The sequence below is a fragment of the Streptomyces sp. NPDC060028 genome, from assembly GCF_042736725.1.
Classification (GTDB): Bacteria; Actinomycetota; Actinomycetes; order Streptomycetales; family Streptomycetaceae; genus Streptomyces.
Genome location: NZ_JBHWVJ010000092.1, coordinates 1 through 13,148, shown reverse-complemented (window position 1 = coordinate 13,148; position 13,148 = coordinate 1). Strand labels below are relative to the sequence as shown.

The window sequence follows — 13,148 nt, the reverse complement described above, 5'->3', positions numbered from 1 at the left end:
GCATAGGACCCTTCCAATGTAGGCGGACCCGGCGCCCCGGGCCCACCGGCCGCGTCAGCCTCCGTACGCCCCGCTCGCCGTGAGCCGCAGGGCCGTGTCGATCAGCGGAACGTGGCTGAAGGCCTGCGGGAAGTTGCCGACCTGCCGCTGGAGCTTGGGATCCCACTCCTCGGCCAGCAGCCCCAGGTCGTTGCGCAGGGACAGCAGCTTCTCGAAGAGCCGGCGCGCCTCGTCGACGCGGCCGATCATCGCCAGGTCGTCCGCCATCCAGAACGAGCACGCCAGGAAGGCCCCCTCGTCGCCCTCCAGGCCGTCCACACCGGCCTCCGCGCCCGCAGTCGGGTAGCGCAGGATGAACCCGTCGGGGGTCGACAGCTCGCGCTGGATCGCCTCGATGGTGCCGATCACCCGCTTGTCGTCCGGCGGCAGGAAACCCATCTGCGGAATCAGCAGCAGCGAGGCGTCCAGCTCCCGCGACCCGTAGGACTGGGTGAAGGTGTTGCGCTCCTTGTCGTAGCCCTTCTCGCACACGTCCTGGTGGATCTCGTCGCGCAGCTCGCGCCACCGCTCCAGCGGGCCGTCCGCGTCCCCGCTCTCGATCAGCTTGATCGTGCGGTCCACCGCCACCCAGGCCATCACCTTCGAGTGCACGAAGTGGCGGCGCGGGCCGCGCACCTCCCAGATGCCCTCGTCCGGCTGGTCCCAGTGGGTCTCCAGGTAGCGGATCAGCTTGAGCTGGAGCAGCGATGCGTAGTCGCTGCGCGCCAGGCCCGTCATGTGGCCCAGGTGCAGGGCCTCGGTGACCTCGCCGTACACGTCGAGCTGGAGCTGGCCGGCGGCGCCGTTGCCGACGCGGACCGGGCGCGAGTTCTCGTACCCGGGCAGCCAGTCCAGCTCGGTCTCGCCGAGCTCGCGCTCGCCCGCGATCCCGTACATGATCTGCAGGTTCTCCGGGTCGCCGGCCACCGCGCGCAGCAGCCACTCGCGCCAGGCGCGGGCCTCCTCGCGGTACCCGGTGCGCAGCAGCGAGGACAGGGTGATGGCGGCGTCGCGCAGCCACGTGTAGCGGTAGTCCCAGTTCCGCACGCCGCCGATCTCCTCCGGGAGGGAGGTGGTCGGCGCGGCGACGATCCCGCCCGTCGGGCCGTACGTGAGGGCCTTGAGGGTGATCAGGGAGCGGACCACCGCCTCCCGGTACGGGCCGTGGTACGTGCACTGCTCGACCCACTCGCGCCAGAAGTCGGTGGTGGCCTCCAGGGCCTCCTCGGCCTCCGGCGGCTGCGGCGGCTCCTTGTGCGAGGGCTGCCAGCTGATGCAGAACGCCATCCGGTCGCCGGGACCGACGGTGAAGTCGGAGTAGGTCGTCAGGTCCTTGCCGTACGTCTGCGCCTCGGTGTCCAGCCACACCGAGTCGGGGCCGGCCACGGCGACGGTGCGCCCGTCGACCTTGTGCACCCAGGGCACGACCCGCCCGTAGCTGAACCGCATGCGCAGCGCGGAGCGCATCCGGACGCGTCCGCTGACGCCCTCCACGATGCGGATGAGCTGCGGGGCGTGGTCCTCGCGGGGCGGCATGAAGTCGATCACACGCACGGTCCCGCGCGGTGTGTCCCACTCCGACTCCAGAACCAGCGAGTCACCGCGGTAGCGGCGCCGGTCGGCTCGCGGGGCCTCGGCGCCGGCCGGGAACGCCGGGCCGATCCGCCAGAACCCGTGATCCTCGGTGCCGAGAATGCTCGCGAAGACGGCATGGGAGTCGAAACGTGGCAGGCACAGCCAGTCCACCGCCCCGTCCCGGCAGACCAAAGCCGCGGTCTGCATGTCCCCGATCAGTGCGTAATCCTCGATGCGCCCGGACACGTTGCATCTCCAGTCGAACAGCCACGTCCGCCCCGAAGGGCGCTTGCATTGCGCGGTTGCGCGGTCTCCTGTGGTGTGTGGATCCCCGCACTGAGCCCATGATTCCGCCAACCGGCGGGTTGCGCCGTCTACCGGACTGCTCGGCGGTGATGTGAGCGATATCCGAGCAGGATATGACGGCACCCTAGTGATCTCCTTAAGTCTTGGAACAATGGCGCTCGGCTAAACGGGTGAGCAGGCAAGATACCCGCGGGGCGGGTGGGGGAGCCGGTCGCGCCGGGCTTCCGCGAGCCGGTCGCGCCGCGTGGCCGGAGGCGGACCGTCCCGGGCGCTGATAGGCTGGTACCCCGTGGACCGGTGGTCTGCCTGTGCGAATCAGGAGCCCCGAAACCGCAGCTTCGGCGCCCCCAGAGACCCTTCGGATCGACGGTGGCCGGCGCCGGACGCACCTCACCTCGCGACCACGGGAGCCCCCTCTTGGCGATGCCGCCCAAATCCATGACGACCAAGCACATCTTCGTCACCGGGGGTGTCGCTTCGTCCCTCGGCAAGGGCCTGACGGCCTCCAGCCTGGGTGCGCTGCTGAAGGCGCGCGGTCTTCGGGTCACGATGCAGAAGCTCGACCCGTACCTGAACGTCGACCCCGGCACGATGAACCCCTTCCAGCACGGCGAGGTGTTCGTCACCAACGACGGCGCCGAGACGGACCTGGACATCGGCCACTACGAGCGCTTCCTCGACGTCGACCTCGACGGCTCGGCCAACGTCACCACCGGCCAGGTCTACTCGCAGGTCATCGCCAAGGAGCGGCGCGGCGAGTACCTCGGCGACACGGTGCAGGTCATCCCGCACATCACCAACGAGATCAAGCACCGCATCCGCCGCATGGCGACCGAGGACGTCGACGTCGTCATCACCGAGGTCGGCGGCACGGTCGGCGACATCGAGTCGCTGCCGTTCTTGGAGACCGTCCGCCAGGTCCGCCACGAGGTCGGCCGCGACAACGTCTTCGTCGTGCACATCTCGCTGCTGCCCTACATCGGCCCCTCCGGCGAGCTGAAGACCAAGCCGACCCAGCACTCGGTCGCGGCCCTGCGCAACATCGGCATCCAGCCCGACGCGATCGTGCTGCGCGCCGACCGTGACGTCCCCACCTCCATCAAGCGCAAGATCTCGCTGATGTGTGACGTGGACGAGGCGGCCGTGGTGGCGGCGATCGACGCCAAGTCGATCTACGACATCCCGAAGGTGCTGCACACCGAGGGTCTGGACGCGTACGTCGTGCGCAAGCTCGACCTGCCGTTCCGCGACGTGGACTGGACGGTCTGGGAGGACCTGCTGGACCGGGTCCACAACCCCGACCACGAGGTCAAGGTCGCGCTCGTAGGCAAGTACATCGACCTGCCCGACGCCTACCTGTCGGTGACCGAGGCGCTGCGCGCCGGCGGTTTCGCCAACAAGGCCCGCGTGCAGATCAAGTGGGTCACCTCCGACGACTGCAAGACCCCGGCCGGCGCCGCGGAGGTGCTCGGCGACGTGGACGCGATCTGCGTGCCCGGAGGCTTCGGCGACCGCGGTGTCAACGGCAAGGTCGGCGCGATCACCTACGCCCGCGAGAACAAGATCCCGCTGCTCGGCCTGTGCCTGGGCCTGCAGTGCGTGGTCATCGAGGCCGCGCGCAACCTCGCGGGCATCGAGGACGCGAACTCCACCGAGTTCGACGCCTCCACCCCGCACCCGGTGATCTCCACGATGGAGGAGCAGCTGGCCTTCGTCGAGGGCGCGGGCGACCTGGGCGGCACCATGCGTCTGGGCATGTACCCGGCGAAGCTCGCCGAGGGCTCGATCGTGCGCGAGGTCTACGGCGACCAGGCGTACGTGGACGAGCGCCACCGCCACCGCTACGAGGTCAACAACGCCTACCGCGGCGAGCTGGAGAAGAAGGCGGGCCTCGTCTTCTCCGGCACCTCCCCGGACAACAAGCTGGTCGAGTACGTCGAGTACCCGCGCGAGGTGCACCCCTACCTGGTGGCCACCCAGGCCCACCCGGAGCTGCGCTCGCGTCCGACGCGCCCGCACCCGCTGTTCGCCGGGCTGGTCAAGGCGGCCGTGGAGCGGCAGCAGGCCGCCAAGTGAGCGCCTGAGCTGCGCTTGACCGCATAACGTAGGCAGCCGGGGCACGGATCGTGCCCCGGCTGTCTTGTGTTTTCGGGAAGGTAGAGGCCATGGCCTTGGGCAACGACAACGACAACGACAACGGCACCCGCAGCGGCAGCGGCGACCGCATCGTGGACGCACCGGAGTCGTGGGAGATCGTCGCGTCGCGGACCCCGTTCCAGGGTGCGAAGACGGCGGTCCGCTCGGACCAGGTGCGGATGCCGGACCGCTCCGTGGTGCGGCGCGACTACCAGGCGCACCCGGGGTCGGTGTGCGTGCTCGCCCTCGACGAGCAGCAGCGGGTGCTGGTGCTCAGCCAGTTCAGGCACCCCGTGCGGCACCGGCTGTGGGAGCTGCCGGCCGGGCTGCTCGACGTAGCGGGGGAGAACCCGCTGCACGCGGCCCAGCGGGAGCTGTACGAGGAGGCGTACGTCAAGGCGGAGGACTGGCGGGTGCTGGTGGACTTCTTCGCCTCGCCGGGCGGCTCGGACGAGGCGATCCGGGTTTTCCTGGCGCGGGATCTCGCGGAGGCGGAGGGGGACCGGTACCAGGTCTCCGACGAGGAGGCGGACATGGAGATCGCCAGGGTTCCGCTGGAGGAGCTGGTACGAGGGGTCCTCGCGGGCGAGCTCGGCAACCCGGGGCTGGTGACGGGCGTGCTGGCGCTGTCCGCCGCCCTCGCCTCCGGCGGCGCGGACACCCTGCGCCCGGCCCTGGCCCCGTGGCCGGCCCGCCCGTACGAGGCGTAGCCGACCATCTGCGGCGCCGTCGCGGGGGCTCCGATGCCGCCTCTTGACCGGCTGGATTGCCCGCAGGGCACTTTCAGCCCCGCCGGCGTTCGAGGCGCGGGGTCCGGGGCGGAGCCCCGTTCTTTGAGCCGCGGCGGCGTTTGAGGCGGCGGTCGGGGGTTTGGTGTGACCATCGGCTGATCCGATCGGGCGATTTGTCCGCCGCGCTCCACCCGGTTCGTCGCTCTGCGTGAACTACGCTCGCAACCCGAAGGCAGGGAGAGGAGCGGATCCGTGACGGATTTCGTCGGGCGGCGGCGTGAGCTCAAGGAGCTGCGCGAGGACATCGCACGGACCGGGCTCGACACCCTCTCCGGCCGCAAGGCCAAGGCACCCCGCGCCCGCGTGCTGCTCGTCGCCGGGCGCCCGGGGTCAGGGCGGACCGCCCTGGCCGAGGCGTTCGTGCGCGAGGTCGCCGGGGAGTACCCCGACGGAGTGCTCCGGACGCGGCTCACCACGCCCGGCGGGGAGACCGTGGCCACCGAGAGGGCCATCCGCACCCTGCTGGAGGGGCTCGGCGAGCCGACCCCGCCCGGCGCCGGGGAGGACGAGCTCAGCTCCGCCCTGCGCGCCGCGCTCGACGGGCGCCGCGTGATCATCCTGGTCGACGACGCCGCCGACCCGCACCAGGTCGACGCCCTGCTGCCGGACACCTCCGAGTGCCTCGTCGTCGTGACCGCCGAAGGCCCCCTCACCGGGATTCCGGATGTCCGCCCGTGCACCCTCGGCGGGCTGGACACGCCCGCCGGGGTGCAGATGCTCGTCCAGCGCATCGGCGACATCCGCGTCACCGCCGACCCCCGCGCCGCCGAGGCCCTCGCCGAGGAGTGCGGGGGCCAGCCCGCCGTGCTCAGGCTGGTCGGCGGCTGGCTCGCCGCCCACCCCAAGGCATCCGTCGCCGACGTGGCCAAGCAGATCCACGAGATGCCCCCCGCCGCCAGCGGCCCCCTCGCCCGCGGCTTCCGCTTCGTCTACGAGTCCCTCCCGCAGCCCGCCCAGCGCACCCTGCGGTTGCTGCCCCTGGCGCCGGCGGGGATCGTCGACTCGCACACCGCCTCCGCCCTCGCCGGCTGCTCCGTGGCCGCCGCGCAGTCCACGCTGGAGGACTTCGCCGCGCTGGGTCTCCTGCGGCACGGCCACGACGGGCTGTTCCTGCTGCCCGGCTGCCTCGCACCCCTGCTCCAGGCCCTGCTGGAGGCCAAGGAGCGCCCTGCCGAGGTCCAGCTGGCGCGGGCCCGGATGCTGGAGCGCACCGTACGGCTGCTGACCTCCTGCCGGGCCATGGCCGAGGAGGACGAGGACCTCGTGCGGGAGCGCCTCGACGGTCTGCCGCGCGCCCTGCGCTTCGCCGACCGGCGGGCCGCCGCCACCTGGCTGGACACCCGGCTGCCCGCCCTCTCGGCGGCCGCCGCGCTCGCCGTGGCCGACGGCGGGCTGGACACCCTGGCCCGCCGGATCGTCGCGGCCCTCGTACGGGCACTGGCGCAGCACCGCGGGACCGCCGAGGCCGCCCCCGAGCTGTACGGGCTGCACCAGCTGGTCCTGGACGTCGCCGAGCGGCGCAACCTCCACCGCGAGCAGGCCGCGGCGCTGCTGAACCTGGCCGATCTGGACGCCGAAACCGGGCGGACCCAGGAGGCCCTCGACCGGTATCGGGCCGCGCTGGACGCGGGGAGGGCGGCAAAAGACCCGTATGCGACGGGCCGCGCGATGGAATCCGTAGGCGGCGCGTACCAGGAGCTGGCGGACTGGCACCGGGCCTGCGACTGGTTCGGCCGGGCCCTCTCCCAGGCCCTCGCCAGGGGGGAGCGCGCGGACGAGGCGCGACTGTACGGACGGCTCGGGAACGTACACACCTACGCGGGCCGGTACGGGGACGCGCTGCGCAGCTGGCGGGCGGCCGCCGCGGGGTACCGGAAGCTGGCCGATGTGCCGGGCCAGGCAAAGGCGTTGAGCGAGATGGCGCGCGTCCAGGAGTACGCCGGGCGGCCCGAGGAATCGCTGCACACCTGCCGGGAGGCGGTGGAGCTCGCGCGCCGGGCCGGCGACATGCGACTTCAGGCCGCGCTGCAGGTGCGCCTGGCCGACACGCTGGACCGGCTCGGCGACCCGGCGGCGGCGAGGCTGCACCGGTCCGCGGCCGACAGATTGCTGGGAGACGACCCCGCAGCCTGCGAAATCCGCAGTGCTTCCGACTGAGATTATTCGTTTGCAAGGCTAGACAGCGACTCATCCTTCATTAGACTGGGTTCACCGCGGCATCCCGTGGTGCATCCCGTTGCGCGTTCTTGTGGGCGGGTATGTATGGAAGTACGCCGTAATTTCCCCTGAGCCAAGGACCGTGATCGACGATGAAGGTCGGCATCCCCCGCGAGGTCAAGAACAACGAGTTCCGGGTCGCCATCACGCCCGCCGGCGTGCATGAGCTGGTCCGGGGCGGCCACCAGGTCTTCATCGAGCAGAACGCCGGTGTGGGCTCCTCGATCACGGACGCGGAGTACGTCTCCGCCGGCGCCGAGATCCTCGGCACCGCGGACGAGGTCTGGGCCACCGCCGACCTGCTGCTGAAGGTCAAGGAGCCCATCGCGGAGGAGTACCACCGCCTCCGCAAGGACCAGACGCTCTTCACCTACCTGCACCTGGCGGCCTCCCGCGAGTGCACGGACGCCCTCCTGGAGTCCGGAACCACCGCCATCGCGTACGAGACGGTCGAGCTCGCCAACCGCGCGCTCCCGCTGCTCGCCCCGATGTCCGAGGTCGCGGGCCGGCTGGCCCCGCAGGTCGGCGCCTACCACCTGATGCGCTCGGTCGGCGGCCGCGGCGTGCTCCCGGGCGGCGTCCCCGGCACCCACGCCGGCGAGTGCGTCGTCATCGGCGGCGGCGTCTCCGGCTGGAACGCCGTCCAGATCGCCGTCGGCATGGGCTTCCACGTGACCCTGCTGGACCGCGACATCAACAAGCTCCGTGAGGCCGACAAGATCTTCGGTACGAAGATCAAGACGATCGTCTCCAACGCCTTCGAGCTGGAGAAGGCCGTCATCGAGGCCGACCTCGTCGTCGGCGCGGTGCTCATCCCGGGTGCGAAGGCCCCGAAGCTGGTCACCAACGAGCTCGTCGCCAAGATGAAGCCCGGAAGTGTCCTTGTCGACATTGCGATCGACCAGGGCGGCTGCTTCGAAGACTCCCGTCCGACCACCCACGCCGAGCCGACCTTCCAGGTCCACAACTCGGTCTTCTACTGCGTCGCCAACATGCCGGGCGCGGTGCCGAACACCTCCACCTACGCGCTGACCAACGCCACGCTGCCCTACATCGTGCAGCTCGCGAACCTCGGCTGGGCCGAGGCGCTGCGTCGTGACCCCGCGCTCGCGCTGGGCCTCAACACCCATGACGGCCAGGTCGTTTACGGTCCGGTCGCCGAGGCCCACGGTCTCGAGACCCTCGAGCTGAGCACGCTTCTCGGCTAAGGCGTCAACGACTGACGTCAATCTCACGTATCCGGCCGGACCTTGCCCGCAAGGTCCGGCCGGACGCGTTTGGGCGGGGCTCCGAACGGCGGTTCAACTCGCCTCGAACGTAACCCTTTAACCCTTTCGCACACCCGCGAAACTTCGCGGCGACAGCTCGGACGCCCTTGACAGAGAGGTGTTCGGTTGCCGACACATCGTGCCGGGTCCGACGGATTGTGTTGCCGCTGAGCGGTGACACGCCATAGAGTCGCCAACCGTCGGCATGGTGCCACGCTGACCTATCGATAAGTGTCCTGGTCACGTCCGAGGAGGTAAGACGACTTGTGAATGAGTCGACATTTGCTCCTGGGGGTGGTCGAGCAGAGACGGCTGCGCGGGGTCAAGGTCCTGCCGGGCTCGAAGCTGTCGGCTCCGTCGCAGTCCGCACCTTCGCAAACCACCAGCACATGACGACGCCCCGAAAGAGCATGGACGGCCTAGACGTGAACTCCAGGGCCGGCGACCTGAGCGGCGAAAAGCCCACTGGTTTCGCCGACTATGACAAGGTGCCCGAAGGGCACTTCTACGACCCGGACGCGGAGTACGAGCCCGACCCCGAGTACGCGGCCACTCTCGCCCCCGACGCTGCCCGCCAGCGCCGGGAGCGGATCGGCCCGACCGGACGGCCGCTGCCGTACTTCCCGATCCCGGGTCCGCTGACCGACCACGGTCCGGCGACGATCATCGCGATGTGCAACCAGAAGGGCGGCGTGGGCAAGACCACGTCGACCATCAACCTGGGTGCCGCGCTCGCCGAGTACGGGCGCCGTGTGCTGCTCGTCGACTTCGACCCGCAGGGCGCGCTGTCCGTGGGTCTCGGCGTCAATCCGATGGAACTCGACCTGACGGTCTACAACCTGCTCATGGAGCGGGGCATGTCGGCCGACGAGGTGCTGCTCAAGACCGCGGTTCCGAACATGGACCTGCTGCCGAGCAACATCGACCTGTCCGCTGCCGAAGTGCAGTTGGTCAGCGAGGTCGCGCGCGAGTCGACCCTCCAGCGGGCCCTCAAGCCCCTGCTGGCCGACTACGACTACATCGTGATCGACTGTCAGCCCTCGCTCGGTCTGCTGACCGTGAACGCCCTGACGGCGGCTCACAAGGTCATCGTCCCGCTCGAGTGCGAGTTCTTCGCGCTGCGTGGTGTGGCGCTGCTGACCGAGACCATCGAGAAGGTGCAGGAGCGGCTCAACCCGGAGCTGGAGCTCGACGGCATCCTCGCCACGATGTACGACTCCCGTACGGTGCACAGCCGTGAGGTGCTGGCGCGTGTCGTCGAGGCCTTCGACGACCACGTCTACCACACGGTCATCGGCCGTACGGTGCGCTTCCCGGAGACCACGGTCGCCGGTGAGCCGATCACCACGTACGCGTCCAACTCCGTCGGCGCCGCCGCCTATCGCCAGCTGGCCAGGGAGGTGCTCGCCCGGTGTCCCGCCGAGTGAGTCTGCCCGGAGCCGACGAACTCTTCCGTACGACCGGGGGGATGGCGCTCCAGGCGCCCTCGCCCCGGCGCGGTACGGACGAGTCGCCCGCCGCGGAGCACGCGGCGGCGTCGGCGCAGGGCACGGCGGGGGAGGGCCGCAGCCGGGAGGCTGAGGCCGGTACGGAGGGCTCGGTCGGCGCGCAGCGGCGGCCGCAGGAAGGTTCCGGTGCCGCTTCCGCTGCCGCTTCCGCTGCCGCTCGGCGGGGGAAGGGGCAGGGCCGCGGGGCGAACCGGCGGCCGAGCGGGCGCGAGCGGCACGACGAGAAGATCACGGTCTACGTCTCCGCGGAGGAGCTCATGGACCTGGAGCACGCGCGGCTGGTGCTGCGGGGCGAGCACGGTCTCGCGGTGGACCGCGGCCGCATCGTCCGCGAGGCGGTGGCGGTGGTCCTGGCGGACCTGGAATCCCGCGGCGACGCGAGCATCCTGGTCCGCCGCCTGCGCGGCCGCTGATCCGCTGGCCCCGCCGGGGTGCGCGGCGGGTGCGTTGCCGCTGAGCCGCTGGCCCCGCCGGGTGCGCGGGCGGGTTCCCCCGCCCGATGCGCGGCCGTTGCGCCGCTGGCCCCGCCGGGTGCGTGGCTGTGCTGGGCTGCTGAGCCGCTGCCCCCGACCGGGTGCGTGGGCGGTGCCCCTGCCCAGTGCGTGGCTGCTGAGCCGCTGCCCGCCTGGGGTGCGGGAGGTTTCCCGGCCCTGTCCTGCCTCCTGGGCGGCGGCGCGTGGCAGCCTTGGGCCCGTCAGCCGCTCTTCCGCACCACCCTGGACCGCGATGCCCTCTCCCGCCGAATCCGGCCGCCCGCCCCGTCGCCTGCTGGGCCGTGGCCCGGGCACGCCCGTACCGGGCGGGGAGGAGGCTCTCCCCGATCCCGCCCCTTCCCGAAACCGGGGGGAGACCCCCGGACCCCCTGACGTGCCCGCTGCGCGGCGCGTGCCCGGCCCGGGGGACGCCGAGGGTGCTGGGGCCGCCGAGGGCTCCGGGGCCGCGGTGGCTGCCGGGGAGACCCCCGGACCCCCTGACGTGCCCGCTGCGCGGCGCGTGGCCGGCCCGGGGGTGGCGGAGGGTGCTGGGCCCGCCCAGGGCTCCGGGGGCGCGGGGGACGGCGGGGAGACCCCCGGGGCCCCTGGCGGGCCTGCTGCGCGGCGCGTGGCCGGCGCGGGGGCTGGCCGGGGCGCGGGGCTCGCCGTCGGCGAGGGGTCGCCGAGCCCCGCCGAGTTCGCTGCGCGGGCCGTGGGGGGCGAGGCGTGGCGCGGACCCGGGGGCCAGGAGGCCGGTGGGCGGGCCGTGTGGGCCCTGCGAGGGGATCCGGTGGGTCCGGGGGCTCTGGCGGGTCCCGAGGCGCTGCCGAGCCCCGTGCCGGGCTTGGAGGGGTCGCCGGCTCGCGGCCCGGGCCGGGAGGGGTCGCACCGGCCCGGGACGGCCCTCGGAGGGCGGCCGGTGTCCGAGACGGCGGGCGGGGCCGGGGGCGATGGGCGGTTCCGGTTGCGGTTGGCGAACTTCGAGGGGCCGTTCGATCTGCTGTTGCAGTTGATCTCGCGGCACAAGCTGGACGTCACCGAGGTCGCGCTGTCCAAGGTCACCGACGAGTTCATGGCGCACATCCGGGCCATGGGGCCCGACTGGGATCTGGATCAGACGACCGAGTTCCTCGTCGTCGCCGCGACCCTGCTCGACCTGAAGGCCGCCCGGCTGCTGCCCGCCGCCGAGGTCGAGGACGAGGCCGACCTCGCCCTGCTGGAGGCGCGGGACCTGCTCTTCGCGCGGCTGCTCCAGTACCGGGCGTACAAGCAGGTCGCCGAGATCTTCGAGGCCCGCGCCGAAGCCGAGGGCAGGCGCTACCCCCGGACCGTCGGGCTGGAGCCGCACCACGCCGAGCTGCTGCCCGAGGTGGTCATCGGCATCGGCGCCGAGGGTTTCGCCCGGCTGGCCGTGAAGGCCATGCAGCCCCGGGCCAAGCCACAGGTGTACGTCGACCACATCCACGCACCCCTGGTCAGCGTGCGGGAACAGGCCGGACTGGTCGTCGCGGTCCTCAAGGCGCGCGGCGAGGCGACCTTCCAGGAGCTCATCGAGGACGCCGGCGACACCCTCACGGTCGTCGCCCGCTTCCTGGCCCTCCTGGAGCTCTACCGGGAGAAGGCCGTGGTCCTCGACCAGGAGGACGCCCTCCAAACGCTCACCGTGCGCTGGAGCGGCGGGGACGGCGACGGGATGCCGACGGTGACCGACGAATTCGACCGGATCGTGGAGGTCAAGGAATGACGACGAAGAGCGCCGTGGCGGCCCTCGCGCTGAAGCCCGCCCTGGAGGCCGTCCTCATGGTCGTGGACGAGCCCGCGACCGAGGCGCACCTCGCCAAGGTGCTGGAGCGGACCCCGCGCGAGGTGGCGTACGCGCTGCGCGAGCTCGCTGACGACTACGCCGTCCAGGGCCGCGGCTTCGAGCTGCGGCTCGTCGCCGGCGGGTGGCGCTTCTACACCCGCGCGGAGTATTCGGCGGCCGTCGAGCGCTTCGTACTGGACGGCCAGCAGGCCCGGCTGACGCAGGCCGCGCTGGAGACGATGGCCGTGGTCGCGTACCGCCAGCCGGTCAGCCGCTCGCGCGTTTCGGCGGTCCGCGGAGTCAACTGTGACGGGGTCATGCGGACCCTCCTGCAGCGCGGTCTGGTGGAGGAGGCGGGGACGGAACCCGAAACAGGTGCGATCCTGTACAGGACGACGAACTACTTTCTGGAGCGGATGGGCCTACGCGGCCTGGATGAGCTCCCGGAGCTCGCGCCCTTCCTCCCCGAGGCGGACGCGATCGAGGCCGAGAGCCAAGAGGGTGTTCCGTCGTTCGATCCGGACGCACCGGACACCGATGAAGACGACAAGACGACGGAACTTTGATGCGAAGCAACGGCAACGGCGGCGGCAACAGGAACAGCAGCGGCGGCGGTGGCGGCGGGCGTGGTAACGCCCGCGGCGGCAGCTCCTCCGGCGGCGGTGGCTACCGCGGCGGCAGCTCGGGCGGCGGTAGCTCCCGCGGTGGCAGCTCGGGCGGCGGTGGCTACCGCGGCGGCAGTTCCTCCGGTGGGGGCGGCTACCGCGGTGGCAGCTCCTCCGGCGGAGGCGGCTACCGCGGCGGTGGCTCCGGCGGCGGCTACCAGGGTGGCGGCTCCGGCGGCGGCTACCAGGGCGGCTCCGACTCGCGTGACCGCGACCGCGACCGTGACCAGGCGCCCCAGCGCCCCCGCAACCCGCGCCCCGAGGAGCGCCGCTACGACGTGGGCCCCGAGGGCGAGCGCAACGGCCGCGGTGGCGCCAAGGCGGGCGGCGGCGGTGCCCGCGGCGCGGCCGACGGCGGCCGGGGCG

Annotated in this window: 9 protein-coding genes and 1 pseudogene; 9 read left to right on the top strand and 1 reads right to left on the bottom strand. The window is 72.0% G+C overall.

Annotated features, from left to right (window positions below; all coding sequences use genetic code 11):
• Positions 1–54 precede the first annotated feature (54 nt).
• Positions 55–1,860 (bottom strand): glycoside hydrolase family 15 protein, encoded by a 1,806-nt coding sequence (locus ACFWBF_RS31565; RefSeq protein WP_385607906.1) that lies wholly within the window; start codon positions 1,858–1,860, stop codon positions 55–57.
• Between the two features lie 483 nt (positions 1,861–2,343).
• On the opposite strand from ACFWBF_RS31565, the gene ACFWBF_RS31560 reads away from it, so the two are divergent.
• From ACFWBF_RS31560 to ACFWBF_RS31520, 9 genes and pseudogenes are all read left to right on the top strand, one after another.
• Positions 2,344–3,996, top strand: a complete 1,653-nt coding sequence (locus ACFWBF_RS31560; RefSeq protein WP_385607904.1) for a CTP synthase — start codon at positions 2,344–2,346, stop codon at positions 3,994–3,996.
• 89 nt (positions 3,997–4,085) lie between these two features.
• Positions 4,086–4,766, top strand: coding sequence for an NUDIX domain-containing protein (locus ACFWBF_RS31555; RefSeq protein WP_385607902.1), 681 nt, complete (start codon positions 4,086–4,088; stop codon positions 4,764–4,766).
• A 273-nt stretch (positions 4,767–5,039) separates the two neighbouring features.
• Entirely contained in the window at positions 5,040–7,004 is a 1,965-nt protein-coding gene (locus ACFWBF_RS31550; RefSeq protein ID WP_385607900.1) for an AAA family ATPase, read from the top strand.
• 152 nt (positions 7,005–7,156) lie between these two features.
• Entirely contained in the window at positions 7,157–8,272 is a 1,116-nt protein-coding gene (gene ald, locus ACFWBF_RS31545; protein WP_385607898.1) for an alanine dehydrogenase, read from the top strand.
• Between the two features lie 326 nt (positions 8,273–8,598).
• Positions 8,599–9,759 (top strand): ParA family protein, encoded by a 1,161-nt coding sequence (locus tag ACFWBF_RS31540; RefSeq protein ID WP_385607896.1) that lies wholly within the window; start codon positions 8,599–8,601, stop codon positions 9,757–9,759.
• Entirely contained in the window at positions 9,744–10,253 is a 510-nt protein-coding gene (locus tag ACFWBF_RS31535) for a hypothetical protein (protein WP_385607894.1), read from the top strand. The genes ACFWBF_RS31540 and ACFWBF_RS31535 overlap by 16 nt, the downstream gene beginning before the upstream one ends.
• 529 nt (positions 10,254–10,782) lie before the next feature.
• Positions 10,783–12,057 (top strand): segregation/condensation protein A, encoded by a 1,275-nt coding sequence (locus ACFWBF_RS31530; protein ID WP_385607933.1) that lies wholly within the window; start codon positions 10,783–10,785, stop codon positions 12,055–12,057.
• A complete protein-coding gene (scpB, locus tag ACFWBF_RS31525) occupies positions 12,054–12,683 on the top strand; it encodes an SMC-Scp complex subunit ScpB (RefSeq protein ID WP_385607892.1) in 630 nt (209 codons plus the stop codon). The genes ACFWBF_RS31530 and scpB overlap by 4 nt, the downstream gene beginning before the upstream one ends.
• Positions 12,683–13,148, top strand: a pseudogene (locus tag ACFWBF_RS31520) (pseudouridine synthase); the annotation flags it as partial. The gene scpB and the pseudogene ACFWBF_RS31520, both read left to right, overlap by 1 nt.

Coding starts and splice junctions, on each gene's coding strand:
- ACFWBF_RS31555 (WP_385607902.1), top strand. CDS start 4,086: ATGGCCTTGGGCAACGACAACGACAACGACAACGGCACCCGCAGCGGC.
- ald (WP_385607898.1), top strand. CDS start 7,157: ATGAAGGTCGGCATCCCCCGCGAGGTCAAGAACAACGAGTTCCGGGTC.
- scpB (WP_385607892.1), top strand. CDS start 12,054: ATGACGACGAAGAGCGCCGTGGCGGCCCTCGCGCTGAAGCCCGCCCTG.
- ACFWBF_RS31560 (WP_385607904.1), top strand. CDS start 2,344: ATGCCGCCCAAATCCATGACGACCAAGCACATCTTCGTCACCGGGGGT.